This is a genomic window from Natronomonas gomsonensis (assembly GCF_024300825.1).
Lineage (GTDB): Archaea > Halobacteriota > Halobacteria > Halobacteriales > Haloarculaceae > Natronomonas > Natronomonas gomsonensis.
This window is the reverse complement of the sequence record NZ_CP101323.1, coordinates 1,321,989-1,343,242: the sequence shown is the minus strand read 5'-3', so window position 1 is coordinate 1,343,242 and position 21,254 is coordinate 1,321,989. Positions and strand designations below refer to the sequence as shown.

General features: G+C 62.7%; 23 protein-coding genes, 1 tRNA gene and 1 pseudogene. 9 read left to right on the top strand and 16 right to left on the bottom strand.

Annotation, left to right across the window (positions count from 1 at the left end; translation table 11 throughout):
- Positions 1–131: 131 nt before the first annotated feature.
- Positions 132–497 (top strand): annotated as a pseudogene (locus tag NMP98_RS07335) (3-hydroxyacyl-CoA dehydrogenase family protein); the annotation flags it as partial.
- 87 nt (positions 498–584) lie between these two features.
- A complete protein-coding gene (locus NMP98_RS07330; RefSeq protein ID WP_254860871.1) occupies positions 585–1,727 on the top strand; it encodes an acyl-CoA dehydrogenase in 1,143 nt (380 codons plus the stop codon).
- 15 nt (positions 1,728–1,742) lie between these two features.
- Here NMP98_RS07330 and NMP98_RS07325 read toward each other — a convergent pair whose 3' ends face one another.
- Together NMP98_RS07325 and NMP98_RS07320 are read right to left on the bottom strand one after the other, a co-directional pair.
- On the bottom strand, positions 1,743–2,012 hold the full coding sequence (locus NMP98_RS07325) for a PadR family transcriptional regulator (protein ID WP_254860870.1): 270 nt from the start codon (positions 2,010–2,012) through the stop codon (positions 1,743–1,745).
- Between the two features lie 37 nt (positions 2,013–2,049).
- Positions 2,050–3,528 (bottom strand): ATPase domain-containing protein, encoded by a 1,479-nt coding sequence (locus NMP98_RS07320; protein ID WP_254860869.1) that lies wholly within the window; start codon positions 3,526–3,528, stop codon positions 2,050–2,052.
- Positions 3,529–3,614: 86 nt separating this feature from the next.
- Here NMP98_RS07320 and NMP98_RS07315 point away from each other — a divergent pair, with 86 nt between their 5' ends.
- The 4 genes from NMP98_RS07315 (at position 3,615) to NMP98_RS07300 (ending at position 6,597) form a co-directional block, all read left to right on the top strand.
- On the top strand, positions 3,615–3,884 hold the full coding sequence (locus tag NMP98_RS07315; RefSeq protein ID WP_254860868.1) for a DUF7111 family protein: 270 nt from the start codon (positions 3,615–3,617) through the stop codon (positions 3,882–3,884).
- 63 nt (positions 3,885–3,947) lie between these two features.
- Positions 3,948–5,126, top strand: coding sequence for a thiolase domain-containing protein (locus NMP98_RS07310; RefSeq protein ID WP_254860867.1), 1,179 nt, complete (start codon positions 3,948–3,950; stop codon positions 5,124–5,126).
- A gap of 8 nt (positions 5,127–5,134) precedes the next feature.
- A complete protein-coding gene (locus NMP98_RS07305) occupies positions 5,135–5,506 on the top strand; it encodes a Zn-ribbon domain-containing OB-fold protein (RefSeq protein WP_367997265.1) in 372 nt (123 codons plus the stop codon).
- A gap of 65 nt (positions 5,507–5,571) precedes the next feature.
- Positions 5,572–6,597, top strand: coding sequence for a response regulator (locus tag NMP98_RS07300; RefSeq protein ID WP_254860865.1), 1,026 nt, complete (start codon positions 5,572–5,574; stop codon positions 6,595–6,597).
- Here the strand turns inward: NMP98_RS07300 and NMP98_RS07295 are convergent.
- The 3 genes from NMP98_RS07295 to NMP98_RS07285 are packed head-to-tail and all read right to left on the bottom strand — an operon-like array spanning position 6,594 to position 9,025.
- Positions 6,594–7,514, bottom strand: coding sequence for an alpha/beta fold hydrolase (locus NMP98_RS07295; protein WP_254860864.1), 921 nt, complete (start codon positions 7,512–7,514; stop codon positions 6,594–6,596). The genes NMP98_RS07300 and NMP98_RS07295 overlap by 4 nt on opposite strands.
- 56 nt (positions 7,515–7,570) lie before the next feature.
- The gene (gene meaB / locus NMP98_RS07290) at positions 7,571–8,608 is read right to left on the bottom strand and encodes a methylmalonyl Co-A mutase-associated GTPase MeaB (protein ID WP_254860863.1); all 1,038 of its coding nucleotides are present in this window, start codon (positions 8,606–8,608) and stop codon (positions 7,571–7,573) included.
- Complete coding sequence (locus tag NMP98_RS07285; RefSeq protein ID WP_156709351.1) at positions 8,609–9,025, bottom strand: cobalamin B12-binding domain-containing protein; 417 nt, start codon at positions 9,023–9,025, stop codon at positions 8,609–8,611.
- A gap of 177 nt (positions 9,026–9,202) precedes the next feature.
- Here NMP98_RS07285 and NMP98_RS07280 point away from each other — a divergent pair.
- A tRNA-Ala gene (locus tag NMP98_RS07280) sits at positions 9,203–9,274 on the top strand.
- A 106-nt stretch (positions 9,275–9,380) separates the two neighbouring features.
- Here NMP98_RS07280 and NMP98_RS07275 read toward each other — a convergent pair.
- Positions 9,381–9,830 (bottom strand): pyridoxamine 5'-phosphate oxidase family protein, encoded by a 450-nt coding sequence (locus NMP98_RS07275; protein WP_254861296.1) that lies wholly within the window; start codon positions 9,828–9,830, stop codon positions 9,381–9,383.
- 508 nt (positions 9,831–10,338) lie between these two features.
- Complete coding sequence (locus NMP98_RS07270; RefSeq protein WP_254860862.1) at positions 10,339–10,797, bottom strand: DUF8159 domain-containing protein; 459 nt, start codon at positions 10,795–10,797, stop codon at positions 10,339–10,341.
- Between the two features lie 102 nt (positions 10,798–10,899).
- Between NMP98_RS07270 and NMP98_RS07265 the strand changes: the two genes are divergently transcribed.
- The gene (locus NMP98_RS07265; RefSeq protein WP_254860861.1) at positions 10,900–11,085 is read left to right on the top strand and encodes a hypothetical protein; all 186 of its coding nucleotides are present in this window, start codon (positions 10,900–10,902) and stop codon (positions 11,083–11,085) included.
- Here NMP98_RS07265 and NMP98_RS07260 read toward each other — a convergent pair.
- Positions 11,082–11,312 carry a DUF7385 family protein gene (locus NMP98_RS07260; RefSeq protein ID WP_156709345.1) on the bottom strand — a complete coding sequence of 77 codons (231 nt, stop codon included), beginning with the start codon at positions 11,310–11,312 and terminating at the stop codon, positions 11,082–11,084. The genes NMP98_RS07265 and NMP98_RS07260 overlap by 4 nt on opposite strands.
- An 83-nt stretch (positions 11,313–11,395) precedes the next feature.
- A complete protein-coding gene (locus tag NMP98_RS19655) occupies positions 11,396–11,494 on the bottom strand; it encodes a DUF7989 family protein (RefSeq protein ID WP_497007562.1) in 99 nt (32 codons plus the stop codon).
- A gap of 292 nt (positions 11,495–11,786) precedes the next feature.
- Here NMP98_RS19655 and NMP98_RS07255 point away from each other — a divergent pair, with 292 nt between their 5' ends.
- Complete coding sequence (locus tag NMP98_RS07255; RefSeq protein ID WP_254860860.1) at positions 11,787–13,274, top strand: DUF7289 family protein; 1,488 nt, start codon at positions 11,787–11,789, stop codon at positions 13,272–13,274.
- A 5-nt stretch (positions 13,275–13,279) separates the two neighbouring features.
- Here NMP98_RS07255 and NMP98_RS07250 read toward each other — a convergent pair whose 3' ends face one another.
- Genes NMP98_RS07250 through NMP98_RS07220 form a run of 7 tightly spaced genes read right to left on the bottom strand, consistent with a single transcriptional unit; the run spans position 13,280 to position 21,175 of the window.
- Positions 13,280–14,047 (bottom strand): DUF7289 family protein, encoded by a 768-nt coding sequence (locus tag NMP98_RS07250; protein ID WP_254860859.1) that lies wholly within the window; start codon positions 14,045–14,047, stop codon positions 13,280–13,282.
- Positions 14,040–14,498, bottom strand: a complete 459-nt coding sequence (locus tag NMP98_RS07245) for a DUF7266 family protein (protein WP_254860858.1) — start codon at positions 14,496–14,498, stop codon at positions 14,040–14,042. The genes NMP98_RS07250 and NMP98_RS07245 overlap by 8 nt, the downstream gene beginning before the upstream one ends.
- Positions 14,495–15,562 (bottom strand): DUF7261 family protein, encoded by a 1,068-nt coding sequence (locus NMP98_RS07240; protein WP_254860857.1) that lies wholly within the window; start codon positions 15,560–15,562, stop codon positions 14,495–14,497. Before NMP98_RS07240 ends, NMP98_RS07245 begins: the two co-directional genes overlap by 4 nt.
- Entirely contained in the window at positions 15,550–16,131 is a 582-nt protein-coding gene (locus tag NMP98_RS07235) for a DUF7288 family protein (protein WP_254860856.1), read from the bottom strand. Before NMP98_RS07235 ends, NMP98_RS07240 begins: the two co-directional genes overlap by 13 nt.
- 1 nt (position 16,132) lies before the next feature.
- Entirely contained in the window at positions 16,133–16,717 is a 585-nt protein-coding gene (locus tag NMP98_RS07230) for a DUF7287 family protein (RefSeq protein ID WP_254860855.1), read from the bottom strand.
- A gap of 4 nt (positions 16,718–16,721) precedes the next feature.
- A complete protein-coding gene (locus NMP98_RS07225; protein ID WP_254860854.1) occupies positions 16,722–18,746 on the bottom strand; it encodes a type II secretion system F family protein in 2,025 nt (674 codons plus the stop codon).
- On the bottom strand, positions 18,743–21,175 hold the full coding sequence (locus tag NMP98_RS07220; RefSeq protein WP_254860853.1) for a type II/IV secretion system ATPase subunit: 2,433 nt from the start codon (positions 21,173–21,175) through the stop codon (positions 18,743–18,745). The genes NMP98_RS07225 and NMP98_RS07220 overlap by 4 nt, the downstream gene beginning before the upstream one ends.
- Positions 21,176–21,254 lie beyond the last annotated feature (79 nt).

The following is a 21,254-nucleotide window of genomic DNA, read 5'->3' as shown; positions in this document are numbered from 1 at the left end:
CGACAAGACACTATCAAGGCAGCAGGTGCGGCGAGCGCTCTCGCAGTGCTCGGCGGGTCCGCCGTGGCACAGGACGAGACGGACGACGGCGAACCGGTAGACGACGGGGAGCCGATGGACTCGAGTTCGGCGATGCCGTCGCGTTGGCACACGACTTTTCGGAGGCACTCGGCAAGGAGACCTGGGAGTCCGACGACAAACCCGGCTTCGTCTCCAACCGCATCCTCATGCCGTGGATAAACGAGGGGATTCGCGCCTTCGACGAGGGCGTCGCGACCAAGGAGGACATCGACCGCGGGATGAAACTCGGGACGAACGTGCCGATGGGGCCGCTGGAACTCGCCGACCACATCGGCCTCGACATCTGTCTCGACGCCACCGAAACGCTTCACGAGGAGTTGGGCGACCACTATACGCCCGCCTACCTGCTCAAACGGAAGGTCGACGCCGGCGACCTCGGCAAGAAGACTGGAAAGGGGTTCTACGAGTACGACTGAGCGGTCGCGGGGCGCCTCGCGGACGAAATCGGCACGTGAGAACGCCGATAGAGGAAGCATAAAGTGCCGACGGCCGTACCTGTGTGTATGGACTTCAGTTTCACGGCGGAACAGAAACAAGTCACGGACATGGTGTCCGACTTCGTCGACGAGGAAGTCGTCCCCGTCGCCGACGAAATCGACCACGACGACGAGTTCCCGTGGGAACTCGTCGAGGAACTCGCCGACCTCGGATTGATGGGGATGCCGTTCCCCGAGGAGTACGGCGGTGCGGGCCTCGATTATCACGCCTACCCCGCCGCTCTGGAGGAGATTTCGCGCGGCTCCGGCGGTCTCGGAACCATCGTCGCCGCCCACATCTCGCTTGCGGGCAACATGATTTACGAGTTCGGCGACGAATCCCAGAAGGAGGAGTTCCTGACGCCGCTGGCGGAGGGCGAAGACATCGGCGCGTTCGCGCTGTCGGAACCCGGCGCCGGAAGCGACGTGCCGGCCATGGAGACCACCGCCGAGAAAGCCGGTGACGAGTACGTCATCAACGGCGGCAAACTGTGGATTTCCAACGGTTCGGTCGCGAACACGGTCACGGTGTTCGCCAAGACCGACCCCGAGGCCGGCAACAAGGGTATCTCGTCGTTCATCGTCCGACCGGAAGAGGACGACGGCTTCATCGTCGAGGGCACCGAGGACAAACTCGGTGACAAGGGCTGTCCAACCGCCGAGTTGCGCTTCGACAATCTCACCATCCCCGAATCGCGCCGCCTCGGCGAGGAGGGTCGCGGTTTCGTCCACGCGCTGAAGACGCTCAACGGCGGCCGCATCACCATCGCTGCCCGCTCTGTCGGCATCGCACAGGCGGCGCTCGATGCGGCACTGGAATACAGCCAGGACCGCGAACAGTTCGACCAGCCGATTTCCGACTTCCAGTCCATCCAGCACAAACTCGCCGACATGGACACACAGACCCGTGCGGCCCGATTGCTGATGCACTCGGCGGCCGACAAGAAGATTCGCGGCGAGAACTTCGTCAAGGAGGCCGCCCAGGCGAAACTGCACGCCTCCGAAGTTTCCCGTGAGGTCGCAAACGAGGGCATCCAGATTCACGGCGGCTACGGCTACACGAAGGACTTCCCTGCAGAGCGGTTCTACCGCGACGCCAAACTCAACGAGATTTACGAGGGCACCAGCGAAGTCCTGCGCAACACCATCGCCAACGAACTGTTGAACTGAGTAACTCCCGTTCGGTCACTCGACTCGTTCGGTCATCCACTTGAACTGCCGTTCGACGCCCTTTCGTCCGCCATCTGTCAGCGAATACACGTCCTCCAGTCCCTCGACGCGCTTTTCGACGAACCCCTTCGACTCCAGTTGTTCCAGTGCTCCGTAGAACCGCTCTGGTGGAATCCGTCGGTCGTAGTGAGTTTCGAGGTCGGATTTCAGCTGTTGGGCACGCCGCTCCTCGCCGTACAGCAGCACGCAGATGTCACGACGGAGACCGCTTGTGAGCCACTCCATGGGGGATTCTTCGGGGCGGAACGAAAAGGCCTCTCGATTACTCGGCGTAGGGGTTCTCTCGGTCCTCCGGCGGGTCTTGGACACGGAGGAAGGGGTGTTCGGTGGTGTACTCGACCAGCGAAGTGGTGCCGACGAACCCGCAGGGGGATTTCTTCAGCGAGACGTACTGCAGCCCGTTGTCTGTAATCCAGGTTCGCAGCACTTGCTCGGCGGCGTTCGTGTAGAACCCCGTGATACGGTCGCCGGTGACGTTCGGGTTGTGGACGTGGACGAGCAGGTCGTCCGAACGGAGCCAGTGGGCCTCCTGTGCGTATCGGACGGCACGGGCGTCTTCGGTGCCGAGGGTGTTGACCATCCCGTCGGCGTTGATTAGCGAGAGTCGTGGGGTGTCGCCGGCCCGTCCGGCTATCGCGTCGAGAACTGACCGAACGCCAGTTGCCGATTCGCGGGCGCCGAAGACGTTGTCCTCGGTTTCGTCCCACGCGCCAATCATGTCGATGACGAACAGTCGGTCCTCGTCGAGGAGGTGGTCGAGGCTCTCATCGTGGCCATCCAGAATCGTTCTGACGCTGTCCGGGCGCATCCGAATCGTCGGGACGAGGACGATACTGTACCCCTTATCGAGGGCGGCGTGCATCATCGCGCCGAACAGCGCGGTCATGTTGGCGTGACCGTCGTGTTCGAAGAGGACGCCGGTGCCGGTGGCTAGTCCGCCTCCACAGAGGCTGTCGAGGCCGTCGATGCCGATGGAGGTGTGTTTGTGAGTTTTCAGTTCGGGCGGTTGGGACCGCCGCGAGGGGGCACACCGAACGCCGCCACTTTCGATTTCCGCCTCGACGGTGCGGGTGTCGTGGTCGACGCCCCGCATCTTCGTTATCTCGAGGAACCTGTGGGGGTCGCCGTTGACGCGCTCCCGGCGGAGTTCGATGACGCCGTGGGTCGTAAAATCGAGAACGCTGTCGTCGATGTCCTCGGCGGTGAAAAGCGCGGTCGCGCCGAGGTCCTTCGTGAACAGTTGGATAAGTTCCAGCAGTTCACGGCGGAACAGTTCTTGGTTTTCACCGAGGACCTGAAGCGCCGAGACGCTGTCGAAGACGAGGCGGTCACACCCGGCCGCCGCCTGAAAGTGTCGCGCCACGTTCTTTTCGGTGAGCGGGATATCCCGCTCGTCGATGGCGCTGTTGCCCTCCAGCGTCCGGAGTTTGAGGCGTCGCCCCTCGTCGCCGTCATCCGGCACCGCATGGAGGGTCGTCACCGCGAGCTCTTCGTGGTCGAGGTCGAACTCGAACTCGCTAAAGGAGTCACGAAGCTCCGACTGCGTCTGTTCGGTGCTGACGAACAGACACCGCTCGTCGTTTTCCAGTCCCTCCTGCAGAAACTGCATTCCGAATGTCGTCTTTCCCGTGCCGGGGCCGCCGCGGACGAGAACGGTTCTATTTCGGGGGATTCCGCCCCGCAGCATTCGGTCGAGAACTGCATCTCCCGTCGCCGCTTTCCCGTTGTCGACATCCGTCATTGTTCACCGAGTCGAACCGAATCTGTATAAAAGTACGCTGGACTTCGACCGGTAGTTTCGCATACGCCGACCGCTTATCTCCGAATATGTCGACGGCCGAGGCCGACGGGATTACCGCCCAGTACCGCGAAACCGACGAAGAGCGCCTGCTCGAGTTCGACGCCGACGGCCGGACGGCGGTCGTCGCACAGAACGTCGAGGGGTATGCGATGTTGAAGGTTCGACCGACCGCCGACGGCGACGAACTCGAACGCTACTACGGGTTCGATATGGCGTTGGACCACGCCGCGGAACTCCTCGGCGTGGCCGTGGCGGACCTCCCGATACCCGAGGCGGCGGCCGATATGGGGATGTGAACGGTTCGCTGCCGATGTTGCCGGCTTCGGCAGGTGGTTAAGTGAAACCGAGAGATTTCCGGTATGGCGAACGTACGCATAGCCGGAACGGGAATGACGCCGTTCGGCGAACACGCCGGTCGGACGGGTCGTGACCTCTTTGCGGAGGCCGGACTCGACGCACTCGAAGACGCCCAACTCGACCCCGACGACATCGAAGAACTGTACTACGGCAATTTCATGGGCGAGTTAGCGGAACATCAGGGTCACCAAGCCCCGCTCTTCGCCGAGGCCATCGGCATCGACGCCCCTGCGACGCGCTTCGAGGCTGCGTGTGCCTCCGGCGGTACCGCCGTCCGCGCGGCGGTGCAAGCCGTCCGCAACGGCGAAGCCGACGCGGTGTTGGTCGGCGGCACCGAACGGATGACCGACATGGGGACCGCCGGGGCGACCGACGGCCTCTCCATCGCCGCCGACGACCTCTATGAAATCAAAGCCGGGATGACGTTCCCCGGCGCCTACGCGCTGATGGCATCGGCGTATCTCGACGCTTACGACGCCGACGCCGACGACCTCGCACACATCGCGGTGAAGAACCACGACAACGCCGTCGTCAACGAGAAGGCCCACTTCCAGTCGGCCATCACCGTCGAGGACGCCGTGGAGGCCCCCCGCGTCGCCTCGCCGCTCGGACTCTACGACGCCTGTCCCATCTCCGACGGCGCCGCCGCCGTCGTGTTGACAAGCGAATCCTTCGCGGCCGACCACGACCTCGACGCGCCGGTGTCCGTGACGGGAACCGGACAGGGGACGGACAACCTCGCCTTACAGGACCGGGAGTCGCTGTATCGGACGCCGGCCGCGGAAACCGCCGCCGAGACGGCCTACGCCGAGGCGGACATCACCGCAGCAGATGTCGACTGTGCGGAGGTCCACGACTGTTTCACCATCGCGGAAGTCCTCGCGACGGAGTCGCTGGGCTTCTTCGAACCCGGTGAAGGACTGGCCGCGGCGAAAGCCGGCGAGACGACTCGCGACGGCTCGATTCCGGTGAACCTCTCGGGCGGACTGAAGGCGAAAGGCCATCCGGTCGGCGCAACCGGCGTCGCACAGATAGCCGAACTCACCAAACTGCTGTCCGGTACCCACGCCCGCTCGGACGCTCTCGACGACCCGTCCGTTGGCATCGCCCACAACGCCGGTGGGACGGTCGCGACGGCGACCGTTCACGTCCTCGAGCGGACGACGGAGGTGGACGCATGAGCCCCGAAATGCGCCACAACGGCTACGACAACCTCCTCGACGCTATCGAGGACGGCGAAGGCTACTACCTCGCCTGCCCGGAGGGACACGGTTCGCTACCGCCGCGGCGGGTCTGTCCCGAGTGTGGCAGCCGCGACCTCACTGACGAACCGCTTCCCGACGCAGGCGAGGTCGTTGCGGCGACGACGGTGTCCGTCCCCGGCCCGCAGTTCGCCGACGACGCGCCCTACGTCACCGCTATCGTCGACTTCGGACCCGTCCGTCTCACCGGCGTCGTCCGCGGCACCGACGAAGAACCCGGCCCGGGGTTCGTCGTCGGCGTCGATGTCGAGGAGACGACCACCGAGGGCGAGCGCGTCGTGACGTTCAGGCCACGATAGGACACCGGTCCACGGACGGTGAGTTGGACCGAAAGGTTAATTTTGCGTATCTCGACCTAACTGGCATGGCTGCCTCTATCCGGGTTCTCCTCGTCGACGACGACCCCTCCCTCGCCGACCTGATGGCAAATCAACTCGGCGAACTTCGCGAGGAGTTCTCCATCCGGGTCGAGACGGACCCCAACGAGGCACTCGAGGCAGTCGATGACGGCGGAATCGACTGCGTGGTCAGCGACTATCACATGCCGGAGATGACCGGTCTCGAACTCCTCCGGTACGTCCGGCAGATGGAACCCGACATCCCGTTCATCCTCTTCACCGCCCGTGGGAGCGAGGAAATCGCCAGCGAAGCCGTCTCCGAGGGCGTTACCGACTACTTCCGGAAGCGACGTGGGAGCGAACAGTGGCGCGTCCTCGCCAACCGCATCGAAAACGCCGCGGCGCGGTACCGGGCCGAGGCCGAAGCCAGCCGCCGGGAAGCGGCGCTTCGAAACCTCGCCCGAACCGTCATCGACAGCGTCTCGACGCCCGTCGAGGGATTGCTGTCGCTGGGTCGTGAGACGCTCGAGCTCGAATACGGGGCGTTCCTGCAGGGCTTCGACGGCGACACCGAGGTCGTCGTCGAAAGCCTCGAAGGGGCGCTTCCGTTCCCGACGGACGGGGAGATACCGTTCGCGGACGACATCGGCGACCCGACGCTTGACGACAGCGGAACCGTCGCCGTCACTGCCGAGGCGTCGGCTGAACCCCCCGAAGACGGCTTCAACAGCTACATCGGAGCGCCCGTCTACGTCGGCGACGAGCGCTACGGGACGCTGTGTTTCTGTAGCCGTAGCGGTCGCGGCGAGTTTACCGGGTGGGAACGGGCGTTCGTCGAGTTGCTCGCCGACTGGCTCGGCCACGAACTCACCAGCGAGTGGGCCCGCGATCGCGAGGAGGCGGTTCGCTCGGCTCGAAGCCGTCTCGAAGCGGCTCACGCGGCCCTCGAGAGCGGCGACGAGGACGGGCTCCGTGCGGAACTGGACGCCATCGGAGAACTGCTGGAGCGGGACCCACCGTCGGCGGTCCCGGTGTCCGTGGAACTCTCCTAGTCGGTGAAGAAATCGACGAACGCTTCAGGGTGTTCGGCGTGTGGCAGGAGGTCGGCGTCGTCGAAGACCACGAGGCGTGCCTCGGCCGACTCCGCGAGCGTCCGACCGGTCGACAGCGGCGGCAACTCGGCGTCCCGACCCCAGACGATGGTCGTCGGCACGTCGAGTTCCGCGAGCGTCGCCCCGAGGTCGACATCGAGGTCCATGAAGCCGCTCACGAAGGTGGCAGGTGCGAATCGAGCGCCGGGCTGGTGGGCCGTCGTCCAGTCGTAATCGACCCACTCCTCGGTAATCGACGACTCCCGTGCGAACCCGTGGTCGACGAGGAAGTACCGAATAGAGGGCTTCGAGACGAGGAGGTTGTACAACCCCTCACCGACGACGGGCGAGCGGAGCAGCGACCGGAGCCACGTTCGCCGGCCCGGTATCGTCGAGGCGGTCGGACAGACGAAGAGGTACGAATCGACCGCGAGGTCGCTATCGGCGGCGGCGACGGCCGTGTACGCCGCCGAAAGCGACGACGCCAGCACCGTCGGGTCGTCGGCACAGTCTCGGAGGAAATCCCTGACGAACGCGACGTACAGCGCCCCCGAGTACAGAAGCGGTGGTCGGTCGGAGTGGCCGAACCCCGGTAAGTCCGGGGCGATGACGTGGTACTCCTCGGCTAAGGCATCGACCACGTACCGGAACTCGTGGCTCGACCCGGCGGCGTTGATGCCGTGAAACAACACGAGGTCTGGTGAATCGGGGTCGCCGGCCTCGGTGTAGGCGATGTCGAACCCCCGCCACCGGTACGTCGACAGTGGCCGACCGAGCGGCGGGTCGAGGTCCGAACGCTCCCCGCGTAGCAGTCGGTTGCCGACGGCGGTGGCGCCGACACCCACGGCGGTACCGCCCAGCAGTCGCTTCAGGTTCATACGACGATTCAGGGCCGTCCGTCGCTTAGAACTACCGCCCTCGGCCACCTTCGCGGCTACCGGTCCCGCTGCCGTTCGACACACTCCGCCAGCGGTGCGAGGACCTCGTCGGCGACCGTGTAGGGGTCGGTCTCCCGAGCCAACACCGCGTCGATGTACTCGTCCAGACCGCCTCTCTCCTCTAATTCGGTTTCGATGAGGTCGGCGGTGTCTTCCCGAAGCAGCGTCCGAATCTCGGCGCCGTACCGCTGGCGTGCTTGTTCCTCCAACTCGCCCGTCTCTTCGAGCCACACGGCGTGTTTCTCCAGCGTTTCGAGGAACTCCTCGACGCCTTCGCCGGTTTTCGCCACCGTCTCGATGATTTGGGGCTCCCAGCCGGTGTCCTCGTCTTCGGTGTCGTCGCTGGATTCGATGGCGTCGGCACCGTGGTGTCCAGCCATCGGACCGGCGTCCTGCATGTGAATCATCTCCCGGAGTTCCTTTACCGTGCGGTCGGCGCCGTCCATGTCTGCTTTATTGACGACGAAGATGTCCGCGATTTCGAGGATGCCTGCCTTCAGCATCTGTACGTCGTCGCCGGAACCCGGTGGCACCAACACGGCGACCGTGTCTGCGGTTTTGACGATTTCGATTTCGTTTTGGCCGGCACCGACCGTCTCGACGATGATTCTGTCCTTGCCGAAGGCGTCGAGCGCTTTCACGGCGTCAGTCGTCGCCGTCGAGAGGCCTCCCAGAGACCCCCGGGCCGACATCGACCGGAAGAACACGTCCATGTCGCCGACGTTCGAGGCCATCCGAATGCGGTCGCCCAACACGGCGCCGCCGGTGAACGGCGAGGAGGGGTCGATGGCGATGACGCCGACCGTCTCGCCGCGCTCGCGGTACGTCGATGCCATCTTGTCGACGAGCGTCGACTTTCCGGCACCCGGAGAGCCGGTGATACCGACGACTTCCGCGCTCCCAGTGTGTTCGTGCAGTTTGGAGACGAGTTCCCGATACCCCGGACTGCGGTTCTCGATTTTCGTGATGACGCGGGCGAGCGCGCGGTGTTTTCCCGCCAACAGGTCGTCGATGAGCGTCGCTTCCTCAGTCATCTATCGTTCCGGGGCGTTCTCGCGGACGAAATCGATGGTGTCCTGCATCGAAGAGCCGGGGCCGAATATCTCCGCGACACCCAACTCGTACAGTTCCTCTCGGTCGTCGTCGGGGACGATGCCACCGACCAACACGAGAGTGTCCTCGAAGGCGTCGTACTCTTTCAGCCCGTCGATGATTTTCGGGACGAGCGTGTCGTGGGCACCCGACAGAATCGAGATGCCGAGGACATCGACGTCCTCCTGAACCGCCGCCTGGACGATTTCGTCGGGCGATTTGTGCAGTCCGGAGTAAATCACTTCGAAGCCGGCGTCGCGGAACGCCCGAGCGATGACGTGAGCGCCGCGGTCATGGCCGTCGAGGCCGACCTTCGCCACCAGACACCTAATCGTTCGCTGTTCTCCCTCTGTGCTCATACCACATGATTCTGCGGGCAGGTGTTTGACTCTAACGGAGCGAACGGCGACTCTCGGTACACTTCCACTAGTCCAACTGGAGTTGTGAACGACCGATGAACGTGTGTCGCATCCTCAGAGGGACCGCCGCTTCGATGGGTTTATGAATTCGGTCCGGATAGAAACGGGTGCGTTCGAGGGCTCGTAGATCAGTGGTAGATCATCCCCCTGGCACGGGGAAGGCCCCGGGTTCAAATCCCGGCGAGTCCACTTCCTTCGGTCGCTTCGCTCCCTCAGTCAGCGGACTCGCCGACCTCCCGCTCGCTTCGCTCGCGGGAGTCCCGGCGAGTTCTATGGTGTAGCGGTCCTCGATTACTCAGACGCTCGTCGAGGATTCCTTTCGAGCGGTCAACGACTCGGGAGCGAGTCGGTAGAACTTGAAGGGGACGTCCGCAGGCGGCTGTCCGAAGATGTCGACGAGCGGAATCCGGACGCGTTCGAGGCCTTCGAGGGTCTCCGTCGCAATCGAGGCGTCGGTCGTCTCTTCGAGTCGCCCCTCGGCGACGACGCTCTGCCAGGTGCCATCGGTGGTGCCGTAAGTCACGAACGAGACCGACCGGTCGAGGAGGTCGCTCTTTTCGCGGCCCTCGCCGGCGGCGAGTCGGAAGTAGAACGTCTCCTCGGCGGTGTCGTACCCGTAGGAAACTGGAATCGAGTGCGGCGCTTCGTCGCCGTCGGTCGGGAAGGAGATAACGCCCGTTCCGCCGTCGCCGAGGAACGCGTCTCGCTCGTCGTCGTCCATCGCCACGGAGTCAGGAACTGTCATACGAATCGGTAGGGCGCGGAGCGTTAAAAAACGGGCCGGCGGTCGGGCGTCGCTGGTCGCCTCGACGAGGACCGCATCGGACTCGGTGAGTCCCTCGACGAACTCGGTGGCGTCCGGGACCCATCCGACGCGGACGAGGGTGTCGCACCCGAACGTATCGATGACTTCGAACGACCCGACATCGGGGTCCGCACGGAGGGCCTGCGTCGTGGTGTCTGTGTCCGCTTCCGTCATCCACAGATACGGAACGAGGGATTCATCGAAGGCAGCGATGCGGTCGATTCTGACGTGGCTGATGGAACGTTCGGCGAGCAGCCGCTCCAACACGAGATCAGCCGTCGGAACCGAGACGCTCACCCGGACGCTCGTTGTTCACCCAATCCCCTCCATCGCCCTGAGTGCTAGAATTGCCCAATCGACAAAGTTCTTATTTCCGGGTCGGTCGTCGGTTACTCGGTCAGTGACGATGACGCCATCGAAGGCGGCGATTTCCCGGTTCGGATTGGTGCTACTGGTCGTGTCGCTCGACGCTGTCTTCGACTCTCGCGGCCATCTCCTCGCGGGAAATCCGTCCTTCGAGGTACTGCTCTATCCACTCGGATTTCATCTGCCACGTCGCCACCAGGGTTCCGTCGACGACGACGCGAGCGTCGAGTCGCTCGACGGCCCACCCGCTTTCACCGTACACGCGGTCGAAAAACGCTCTCGCGGCGGCGTCGATGCTGTTCCTGACGCTTTCCTCGGTCGGTTCGGCGGGTTCGTACTCGAGGTTGACGTGGGACTCGTCGTCGATGGCGAGTTCGCGAACGGTGATGTCGCTCTCTGTCAGGGCCTCCCTGAACGCCTCCCGTCTGATGTCGCTGTTCTCGCTGTCGGGCGTTGCCGTCGTGTCACCGTTTCCGCTACAGCCCGCGAGGAGGACGCTGCTCGCCATTGTCAAGCCGGCGAGATACTGGCGACGACGCATACCCGGTCACTCGCCGTCACGCTCTGGTAAGCGTTGTGCCTCTCATGACGGGTCCCGTCAGTAGACGGCACGCTCTTGGCCATCGCTCCCGGAACGGGGCGTATGTACTCGAAAGTGCGTTCGCTTCTCAGTCGGTCCCTGCCGGTCGTCGGCACGCTGTATCTCGTCTATCTCGCCCTCCAGCCGCCGCCCGCGCGCTACATGGGAATCGCGTGTCTGGCCATCGTCACGCCGTTTCTCGTCGGGTGGGTGGCCGGCAACGTCTTCGACGTGGGGCCGTGGAGCTAGGGTTTGTGCGTGAAGATGAACGCCTGTCCGTCCTCGACGCCGACACAGAGGTCGAGCTGTTTCGAGAGGTTGAGGCTCGTGGGGTTTTGCTTGCAGACGACGAGGTCGTCGAAGGGCTCCTCGCAGGCTGGGCAGGCGACGGCGACCGTGTTCTGGTAGGACTTGATTGCGGGATTCTCTTCTCGTGGTGTCAGCGAGGCGAGTAGCTCGTCTGTATCGATGTCCATACGTGGACAAACGGCCGGTTCCTATTCAATCTCGCGGGAGCCACGGCTCCGAAAACACAACTGAACTGATAAACGCGAGGAACTCAGTCGTCGTCTTCCACGCCGCGGTCCCAGACGTTCGACACCGACTCGCCCGTCGGTGGTGTGTGGTCGATCTCTTTGAGGGTTGCTTTCTCTGCCATCGTGTCATGCTGTAGCACGTCCGAGACACTTAACGATTGATTGGGATTCAGTTTAATACATTATATCATATTAATATTTTGGCCATTTCTGTCTAGTAGTGCATTTTAGAACGAACGGTCAGTTATGATGTCTTATATCGCTGAGAACTGTCTGAACACCGGACCATGTGTGCAACTGTCGACTCTCGGAGTGGGGGCGGTACGGCGTGTTCGCAGCACCCACGTCGGAGACTCCGAACACGCGCTCTGAAACGGCCACGTCGCTTATTGTCGTGTAACACCCGAAGTGTGTATGGACAGTCCGCCGTCCCGTGTAGACGACAGAGCGCAGTCGTCGCCCATCGGCATCGTGCTCATCCTCGGGATTACGCTCACGGGTGCGGTCGGACTCGCGGTGTTCGGCGGCGCCGCACTCGACGACGCCCAACAGGACTCCCGCGTCGGACAGGCCGAACAGTCGATGACGCAGTTCGACTCCCAGGCCGCCCAAGTCGCGTTGGGTGAATCCAACTCCCAGCGGGTGCAGTTCGGGACCAACAGCGGACAGTACTCCGTCGACGAGGACGCCGGAAACGTCCGACTGATTCACAAGAACTGGAACGAGAGCAACGCAACTGACCACGAGTACGAAATCTACAACGCCTCACTCGGTGCAGTCGTCTACGAATCCGACGACAGCGAACTCGCCTATCAGGGCGGTGGCGTCTGGCGGACCGACGACGACGGCGACGCACAACTCGTCTCCCCGCCGGAGTTCCACTACCGACGCGCGACGCTGACGTTCCCCATCGTCCGCGTTTCCGGCGACGGAAGCGTCAGCGGCTCCGCAAATGCCGGAATCTCTCGTGTCGAGACCGCAGAGCAGATATTCGCCAACGAAAGCGAGACCTACCCCGACGGCAGTACGAAACTCCTGAACCCGGTCCAGAACGGGAACATGACCGTCGAGATAACGAGTCGATACTGTGAGGGGTGGCGAAACTACTTCCAAGACCGGACCGACGGCACGGTTTCGGAGTGTGATAGCGACGGAACAGTCACCGCACAACTCGTCACGCTCGGGACGCAGGGGGAGTTCAACGTACTTGACGGACAGGAACTGAACATCCGCGGCATGGAGAGCGGTCACTCGTTGGACCAACTCGAACTCACATTCAAGGACTCCACCAAACAGAACTCCGAATTCAACAACTTCGGGTGGTCGATGTACGGCGAGGACGACAAGGGTACCGAAATCGAAATATACGTCGGCGCCAGCGGCGGCGGTAAATTCGACTGTGCCGCAGGCGAGACTAGAACTGCACGTGTAATCTTTTATTACAGCCCAAACGGCGGGGAGGACTACCACACGTGGGTCAACGACGAGAGCCACGGCGACGGTGATTTCGAAATCTCTTGTAATGCCAACGACGAGCCTGAACTCACCGTCGACCTCACTACGACGAGTGTGAACTTCACGTACATGGATTACGACACCCTCGGTGGGAAGTACGATCTTCAAAGCGACCCCAGCGGCGATTTCAACACCACCATCTCCTTCAGCGAACATTCCGACGACGACGCGAGTATCACGTATCCAAACGACCGGACTCAAGAATCAGTGGCTCTCCCGGTCAAACACTACTTCGCGATGTCCGACGACTTGGACATGAGCATCAATGAACAGAACAGTGCCAACATGGGTGACGATTCACAGGGCGTCATCCAGTACGAGGGCAACGGCGAAGTCGTCACGTTCCTCCACGTCACCGACAACCGGATTCGGGTCGAACTCGGCTGAGCTCGTCAGGTTAACTCCACGTCGACACGAACCCGTGAGACTGACAATGAGTCGACGGTGAACCCATAACAGACGACTCGGTCGGTCGTCACGTCGACGCTGGTCGTATCACAGTAATCGTTCGACGTTCCGGTAGTGTCCTCTATTTCCCGCTCGAAGTACGCCTCCCAGACAGCCGCGCGCTCGGGATGAGTCTGCATCCGTATCGTCACGTTCGCTGCGGGACTTTGGGTGGCCAACAACGCGGTACTCTGTTTCTCGGCCCGAACCAGAACCGTCGTCGACCCGCCGGTCCCTTGACCGCTCCCACGCGCCGAAATGTAACGAACGACGGTTCGATTGTCGGCAAAGAGGAAATCCGGCTCACGAATCATCACGGCGTTCCCGTCGTCGATTCGTATCACCGCGCCCAACTCGTAGACGATTTGGCTGCCGTCTCCCGAGTCGTACCGTATCGCAACCGGATTCGCCCCCGCAGCGGTGTCGATTCCCGATGCGTTAATCGTGGTCAGTCGGTTCGATGTCGTCGACAGCGAGGCCTCCGAGAGCTTGATTTCGGTCGCCCGGTTCGGTGCGTCCCCGCTGGCGAGCTGTTCGAAGTTGTTCGCCATCACGTCGAAGGCGCGCTCGGCGTTGTTGACGCGCTCGGCGTCACGTGTGGCGTCCAACCCGCCGAATCCACCGGCGTAGACGATGGTAACCGTCCCGATGACGAGCGTGAACACGAGGACGAACCCGACGACCTCGCTGACTGCCCGCCCGTCGCTACGCATTCGCCACCTCCAGTTCGTCGGCCGCCGCGTCGTAGCGGACGACCACCTCGCCGCCCCCGATGCCGGTCGTCACGAGGTCGGTCACCGAGGCGATGCCGACCGTAACCGTGACATCGGGGCGGGCAGTCGACAGTTCGAGATAGTACTCGGTCGGCCCGTTGCCGTCGCTTTTTACGTTTATGCTGTACGACGACCCGACGATTCTATCCGGAAGGTCGCGTCGAATGGCAACGTCTTCGGCCCCGTCCGTCCGTGCGAGTCGGTCGGCGGCCGCGATGTCCGCCGACAGTTGTTGGCCGATTACCTGCAGTTGGTTTTCCGTCGTCTGTCGTCGCTGGTCGTCGACGTAGCCGGTCGCGGCCACCAACAGGCCGACGATGAGAATCGTCGTGATGCCGAGCGTCAACACGTAGCTGAACACCGGCGACACCGCCCGGTCATCTCCGGTCATTGCACCACGCTCCATTCGGCCTCGATTTCGTCGCTCCCGTGGACGACGCCGTCGCTTCTGAACGCGGCGGTGACCGTCACCGCGTGGATGATGCTTCGGGCGCGCGGACTCGCGTCGGCATCCGGTCCGTAGTACGGCGTCCGGTCGGCGCGCGTGTCGACGACGACTTCGTAGGTTCCCCGAGCACGGTCGGCCTCCCCCAGCAGTCCGAGTCCGGTCGCGCTCGTCCGAGCGTTCCGGTAGTGGATGTCGTGGTCCGTTCCGACGACGCTCGTGTTGTAGAAGCCGAGTTCGGGGCAGTCGGTGGCGTCGGTGCCGAACTGTGGTTCGCGGAAATCGACGGTCGCGCTCGACCCGGTCGCCCCCGCGACACAGGAGTTCGAGACGAGCGAACTGATGCCCGACAACGCTCCCAAATCGTCGCCGGGGTCGACGACGTAGAGGTACACTTCCCCGGCGGTTCCGTCCCGAAACATGTACACCTTCCACGTCCCGCTGGGCGTTTCGACCGAGACGTGGAACGCGTTGTCGGAGACGGCGGCGAGGGGGTCGGAAAGCGTATCGAAGTCGGTGATATTGAGCAGGCTCGCCCGGTCGATACCGAGTACGAACGGACCTACATCCGTGGTGTTCTCGACGAGCGTCCAGTCGGAGTCGCCGGCGAGGCTTCCGCCCGCTGTGAAGTTCCGCGAAGCGTTCGCCTGCCGAATCTGTGTTCCTTCCGTCGTCGAGTTCAGTCCGGTCGACACGAATCGACCCGTCAGGAGCTTCTGGACGCGCTGGGAGTCGGCCCACTGCGTCAAGCCGTCGGCGAAGTCGCCGCGCACCATGCCGTAGTCGTCGGTCGTCGCGTTTCGGTTCGCGGCGTCGATGAGCGATTGAACGTCTCCCTCGGTAACGTGACGCTGTTCGAGCGCTTCCCGCGGTTCGTCGCTGGACTCCCGCGTCGAGAGGTTCTCGGTGTAGATGGCCCCGTTGACCACGAGTGCGAGTCCGATGAGGACGACGGCGATGAGGAGTCCGGTGACCAAAATGAGTTGTCCTCGCGCTTTCACATCCGCCATACGACCACCTCGACGCGGACGACATTGTACACCGAACCGCTGTTCCCGGTGTCTTCAGGGATGTACTTCCCGTAGGTTCCGGCGTTTTCGACGGTAATCGACTCGTGGCCGGGCGCCGTCAGGGTGTCGTCGTCGAACAGTACCACCGTCCGACTCGCGCTGACCGCGTTGTCGCTCGGCTCCCCACGGTACACCATCGGGACCGCCTCGTTCCCGTTGCCCGGATACAGGAGGACGTTCACCGCGAGACCACGGCCGCTGAACGACCTGTCCGTGATGTTGCCGAACTCGTTGGGGGGTTCGCCGTTGGTGTAGTAGATTCGCCGCTCGGCCTCGCCGAACTCGCCGGCGGTGTCGTTCCAGTACAGGACGGCGTCCTTCAGCACGCCCGCTTCCTCCGCGGCGGTGAGCACGCCCGCCGCAGAGGCCCGCTGTTGGTTTTCGATGTGCTGATTCGAGGTACTCGCCGACAGCGGCGTCACAGCCGTCACCTGCAGGGCGAACACCAGACTCGTCACTATCAACACGGCGGCGATGACTGACTCCAAGGTGTAGGCTTGCCCGCGCATGTTACCACACGCTCACCCGGAGCGTTACGTCACACGACTGTACGCCGGCGCCAAACGAACAGTCCGGGACCGTCATCACGCGGCGAGCAACGGTGACTGATTCGGTGTCGGGCGGTTCCTCGCCGATTCGGTACGTGGTCTCGCAGGTACCGGTACCTTCGTGGATTACGTTACCGCTGGAATCGACACACACCACTCGGTATCGGGCGCTTCCGGTCTTCTCGGGGTCGACGTGCAGCAACTCGATTTGAATATCGAGGCGGTCGCTGAGGCCGACTCGCTCGTTTTGGCCCGTTCCGTTGTACCCACAGCCGGCAGGAATCGCGGTGTAATCCTGTTTGGACTCGTCGAAGAACACTGTCGCACACGTCTGGTTGACGACGAACGGTTCGTCCGGGGACCCCAACGCACCCTCCGAGAGGTGACTCGCCACCCGGTCGGAGGCGACGCTTTGGTCCTGGTCGCCGTCGACGAACGGCGCGGTGAGCGAGGGGATGAACGTGAACACGAACGACACCGCAAGCAGGAAGATGCCCATCGCGATGGCGAAATCGAGCGTCGTCTGTGCGCGGGTTCGTGAGTCCATTCTATTACACCATCATGAAGACGAGCAGTGCGAGCGTCGGCAACACGACGACGTACTTCAGCCCGGCCATGAGGCTCACGTCGCGGATGTAGCCGGCGATGAACCCGGAGATGACTCCCTGTAGCGTGACGGCGTGGAAGAACAGCATCGTCAGCATGTCGATGTCGAGGCCGCCACCGAACTGTCCGCCACCGCCACCGCCGCCGCCGCTTTCGGCTTCGGCGGCCTGTTGGGTCAGCCCCGCCATCGTGTCGAGGAACTCCACTTTCAGTAGCGCCATCACGCCCAACAGCGTCACGTATGTCATGATGATGATGACCATCTGCATCCGGGTTCGGGACTTGCGGTTGCGCTCGATGTCGTCTTGGTTCTCGGAGGCCTGTGCGGCCGTCGACAGCACCTGCGTAATCTGACTCGATGCCTCCTGAGCCTTCGAGATGAGTTTTACCGTCCGTGCCAGCCGCGGGATGTGGTACTTGTTGTTGAACTCTCTGAGGGCGGTCTTGAGGCTCGTCCCGTAGTTCACCTTCGCGTGCATGGTCTGGAACTCGTCGGCCAGACGACCCGAGGAGGTGTCGGCGACGACCTTCAGCGACTCCAACAGCGTCATCCCGGTGTCGTTGGCACTGGAGAGTTTCCGGAGGTTGTCGGAGAGTTTGTTCGTAATCGAGTTCCGCGAGCGGACGTTCCACTCGTGGAATATCGTCAGCGGAATGAAGTTGACGTACAGCGGCAGGTACAGCCAGAAGAACGTCCCCCGAACGGGTGCGCTCACGAGTCCGCCCCTACTCGTCGGGGCGAAGCCAGCCATCACCGTAAACGCCAACAGCACGAGCGATGCCGGGAACGTAATCGCGAGCACCGCAAGCGGGTAATCACGGAAGAAGTGGTGCGGCTGTTTCAGCAGGTTCAGCGTGACGTAGGTTCCCTCTCTGGATTTGATTCGGTCGAAGATGCCGTATCGACCGGCGTAGCTCTCGGCGATACCGAGGTCGAACATCTTCTCGGATTCGTCGACGATTTCTCCGTCCTCGACCGAGAGGTAGCCGTCGCCGACCTCGTCTTGGACGACCGTCGAGACGAGGATGAGGAAACCAACGCCGATGAGCGGAATCAGCCCGTAGACGGTACCGTACAGCAACATGTCCTGGGCCTCCCCGAGCATCGACATGATGACGAGAATGATGATGAGAAGCAGGGGGAAAAGCGACAGCGTCATGTACATCTCTCCGAAGAGTTCCAGCGTCTCCAAGACCATCTCCTGTTCCTGCTTGGAGGTCCGCATGTGCTTTTCCTTCTGGTCTTCGAGGAACTTCTCCATGTCACCGCCCGAATTGATGATGGAGAGCATGTCGGTCAAAAACTGGCTCAACTCGTCGGAGGGCGTCTGTAACGCCTGATTCCTGACGGCCGTCCGGTAGTCGGTGTCGAAGTACTCCGTTTCGAGGACGATGGACTGGAACTCCTTTGCCACCTCGCCGTAGGTGTCGTCGGCCTTCGCCATCGCCTGGAGGATTTCGAGTTGGTTGAGGCCGCCGACCGACAGCGCATACATGAACGACACCGAATCGGACAGCAGAACGTTGATTTCGCGTTTCCGGGCGTCGGAGTCGAGGTACGGCTTGGCGACCATCCCACCGAAGGCCGACCCGAAGCCGATGGAGCCGAAAAACAGCCCCGAGACGATGACGATGAACGGTATTTTCAGGGAGTTGACGATGGAGAGGTACGGCTCGGGCATCGGCAACGCGAGAAACGTCGGCGGTTCGGTGATGACGAAGGTGACGAGGCCGTAACCGAGCAGCGTCCCGACAATCCACAGCGCGACCCCGGTGATGACGCCGAGCGCGAGCGACTTCGAGAGGTATATTTCGACGGTCTCCGGGATGCGTGCCTCGGCCAGTTTCGTCTCGAGGTTCGCCACGAAGTCGCTGTCGTCGTCGAACAGTCGCTGGTAGAGCGGGTAAAACAGGTCGGCGAGGACGTCCGTCCCGCCCGAGGAGGCTCCGCCCGCCGACTCCAGGCTCATCGGTCTGCTCCGCCCTCTTCCCCGCCGTCCGGCGCCGCCTCGCCGTCGCCGGTCGACTCCTCGGTTCCCCCGGCCGCGTCGAAGGAGAACCCGCCGGTGCTGAAGTCCTCGCCGTCGTCATCGTCGTCCGGAGGCTCGACGTCATCGGCCTCCTCGATGTCGAGGACGCCGGCGATGCCCTCCTCGACTTCCTTGCCGCGGTAGCTATCCAGGAGGTCCGTCGCCTCGTCGAGGATCTCCTGACAGTGTTCGTGCATCCCCTCGTCGGCGGAGGGACGCGGCACCATCGCCTCCTTGTCGGGGTCGATGTCGATTTCGACCGACTCCATCTCCCGGAGGTCCTCTAGGGAGCGTTCGAGGTCTTCGTTGGCGATGATGGTGAGGATGCTCTCGGGGTCGTTGATGAACGCCTGCAGCGTCGCGGCGACCTGCGTGTAGGTGTTCAGGCCATTGTCGATGAGGTACGCGAGGACGATTTTCCGCATGAAAATCTCCTCGTCGACTTCCTCGCGGGTCCACCCGCGGTCGAACATGATTTCGTCCAACGTGTTCGACTCGCCCATCTGGAGGAACTCGTCGCTTTCGGCCTGCCACTGGTAGACGTCCTGGACGTTGATTTCGTCGTTTTCGGGGTCGTAGTGGTTGATTTCGGTCAGCGACTTGTTCCGGCGGACCTTGTTGCCCTGCACCCGGGTGGAGGTCTGAATCGAGACGAGGTCCAGGGCGGTGAACATCGTCTTCGAGACGTTGATGGGGTCGGTGGTGAAGCGCTTGATGACCTCGCCGACGGAGTCGGCGTGGAACGTCGTCAGCGTGGTGTGACCGGTCGACATGACCTGAAACAGCGTCCGACCTTCCTCGCCCCGAATCTCGCCCATGACGATGTACTCGGGCCGCTGCCGGAGTGCGGCCTCGAGCAGGTCGAACTCGTCGACGTCGCCTTTGTCGCCGTCGGAGAAGGAGGGTCGGGTGACGCTTGCAATCCAGTTGCGCTGGGGGAGTTCGACCTCGCGTGTGTCCTCGATGGAGACGATTTTCGCCTTCGAGGGGATGAAAAGCGACACCGCGTTCAGCGAGGTGGTCTTCCCGGATGCGGTACCTCCGGCGAAGATGAGCGACTTGTGGTTCTCGATACAGAGCCACAGGAAGGCCATCTCCTCCAGCGAGAAGGTGTTCCAGTTGATGAGGTCGATGGGCGTGAACGGAACGTCCTTGAACTGCCGGATGGTGTAGTTCGTCCCGTGGTCGGACACTTCCCGGCCGAGGGTCAACTGTGACCGGGAGCCGTCCGGCAGCGTCGCGTCGACCTGCGGACTTCGCTTCGAAATCCCCTTTCCGGAGCGCTGGGCCATCTTCACGACGAAGTCGTCGAGTTCCTCCTCGCCGTGGTAGATGTTCGAGATGATTTGCTCGTAGTCGGAGTGATACACGAAGACGGGGGAGTTGTAGCCGTCACAGGAGATGTCCTCGATGTTGATGTCGTGTTTGATGCCGTCGATGCGCTCGAAGCCGATGAAGTCCCGCTTCAGGAGGTACAGTATCTTCTCGATTTGGTACTGGGTGAGGGTCTTCGAGTCCTCTTCGAGGATGGCGGGTTCCGGTCGGGCCTCGGCGCCCTGTAACTCCGTAGCTTCGTCTTCCCGTTCGGCTGTCTCCTCGCCCAGACCGAACACTCCCTTGACGCTGTCGACGAGTGACTCGTCGTCGGGGGCCGCACCATCGTCGTAGAGGTCGTATCGGTCGAGTAAGGCGTGGGTCTCCCGTTCGATGACGCTGGCGCGGGCGTCTTCGTCACCTTCGACGACGACGTCGTCGCTGGAGTACTTGATAGCGGTTTTCAGCTTTCCGGAGAGGAACTCACGGAGGTCGGACTCGATGGGGGTGAGATGCGGCTCGATGAGGTAGTACTTCTTTTCGTTTTCCTTCTCGGAGTGGAAGATGATGACGAAGGCGTACGGTTCGTTCACCCAGTAGCGGTCGACCTCTCGGAAGTGGTGTTTCTTCTCCTGTGGGACGGCCTTTTCGAGGTCGTAGCGGTTGACGACGGTCGTGTTACCGTCGGCGTCGGTGAAGAAGGCGTCCTCGTCGAGGTCGGGGTTGACGCGGACGGTTCGCTCGTTTGCGATGTCGGTGAGTTGGGTCGCTCCGAGGCCAGCGGCGCCGGCGATTTCGCTGGTGTCCTCGGGGTCGAAGCCGAGGTACTCCGCGGGGTCGAACTCCTCCCCAGCGGGTGCGTTCCCCCGTTCGTCGTAAAAGTACTCCTCCTTGAAATCCTCCCAGTCGTACTCGCCGACGACTGCGGGGTCGCGTTCCTCGGGTTCGGACGCCGAATCGGCGTCCGCCTCCACTTCCGCCGACTCCGCGTCGGTGGCGTCGACGGCCGGTCCCCCGGTACCGGCCTCTCCGCCGTCAGCGTCATCGATAGCCATTACCACACCCCTTTGCTGCCCCTTTGAAAAAGGCTTCCGGCCCCCTCAATCCCTGATTCGCGTGTGTGGGCGTACGTTG

Bases quoted from the DNA above. Each gene is read 5' to 3' on its own strand.
- NMP98_RS07330 (WP_254860871.1), top strand. From the start codon at position 585: ATGGACTTCAGTTTCACGGCGGAACAGAAACAAGTCACGGACATGGTG.
- NMP98_RS07325 (WP_254860870.1), bottom strand. From the start codon at position 2,012: ATGGAGTGGCTCACAAGCGGTCTCCGTCGTGACATCTGCGTGCTGCTG.
- NMP98_RS07320 (WP_254860869.1), bottom strand. From the start codon at position 3,528: ATGACGGATGTCGACAACGGGAAAGCGGCGACGGGAGATGCAGTTCTC.
- NMP98_RS07315 (WP_254860868.1), top strand. From the start codon at position 3,615: ATGTCGACGGCCGAGGCCGACGGGATTACCGCCCAGTACCGCGAAACC.
- NMP98_RS07310 (WP_254860867.1), top strand. From the start codon at position 3,948: ATGGCGAACGTACGCATAGCCGGAACGGGAATGACGCCGTTCGGCGAA.
- NMP98_RS07305 (WP_367997265.1), top strand. From the start codon at position 5,135: ATGCGCCACAACGGCTACGACAACCTCCTCGACGCTATCGAGGACGGC.
- NMP98_RS07300 (WP_254860865.1), top strand. From the start codon at position 5,572: ATGGCTGCCTCTATCCGGGTTCTCCTCGTCGACGACGACCCCTCCCTC.
- NMP98_RS07295 (WP_254860864.1), bottom strand. From the start codon at position 7,514: ATGAACCTGAAGCGACTGCTGGGCGGTACCGCCGTGGGTGTCGGCGCC.
- meaB (WP_254860863.1), bottom strand. From the start codon at position 8,608: ATGACTGAGGAAGCGACGCTCATCGACGACCTGTTGGCGGGAAAACAC.
- NMP98_RS07285 (WP_156709351.1), bottom strand. From the start codon at position 9,025: ATGAGCACAGAGGGAGAACAGCGAACGATTAGGTGTCTGGTGGCGAAG.
- NMP98_RS07275 (WP_254861296.1), bottom strand. From the start codon at position 9,830: ATGACAGTTCCTGACTCCGTGGCGATGGACGACGACGAGCGAGACGCG.
- NMP98_RS07270 (WP_254860862.1), bottom strand. From the start codon at position 10,797: ATGCGTCGTCGCCAGTATCTCGCCGGCTTGACAATGGCGAGCAGCGTC.
- NMP98_RS07265 (WP_254860861.1), top strand. From the start codon at position 10,900: ATGTACTCGAAAGTGCGTTCGCTTCTCAGTCGGTCCCTGCCGGTCGTC.
- NMP98_RS07260 (WP_156709345.1), bottom strand. From the start codon at position 11,312: ATGGACATCGATACAGACGAGCTACTCGCCTCGCTGACACCACGAGAA.
- NMP98_RS19655 (WP_497007562.1), bottom strand. From the start codon at position 11,494: ATGGCAGAGAAAGCAACCCTCAAAGAGATCGACCACACACCACCGACG.
- NMP98_RS07255 (WP_254860860.1), top strand. From the start codon at position 11,787: ATGGACAGTCCGCCGTCCCGTGTAGACGACAGAGCGCAGTCGTCGCCC.
- NMP98_RS07250 (WP_254860859.1), bottom strand. From the start codon at position 14,047: ATGCGTAGCGACGGGCGGGCAGTCAGCGAGGTCGTCGGGTTCGTCCTC.
- NMP98_RS07245 (WP_254860858.1), bottom strand. From the start codon at position 14,498: ATGACCGGAGATGACCGGGCGGTGTCGCCGGTGTTCAGCTACGTGTTG.
- NMP98_RS07240 (WP_254860857.1), bottom strand. From the start codon at position 15,562: ATGGCGGATGTGAAAGCGCGAGGACAACTCATTTTGGTCACCGGACTC.
- NMP98_RS07235 (WP_254860856.1), bottom strand. From the start codon at position 16,131: ATGCGCGGGCAAGCCTACACCTTGGAGTCAGTCATCGCCGCCGTGTTG.
- NMP98_RS07230 (WP_254860855.1), bottom strand. From the start codon at position 16,717: ATGGACTCACGAACCCGCGCACAGACGACGCTCGATTTCGCCATCGCG.
- NMP98_RS07225 (WP_254860854.1), bottom strand. From the start codon at position 18,746: ATGAGCCTGGAGTCGGCGGGCGGAGCCTCCTCGGGCGGGACGGACGTC.
- NMP98_RS07220 (WP_254860853.1), bottom strand. From the start codon at position 21,175: ATGGCTATCGATGACGCTGACGGCGGAGAGGCCGGTACCGGGGGACCG.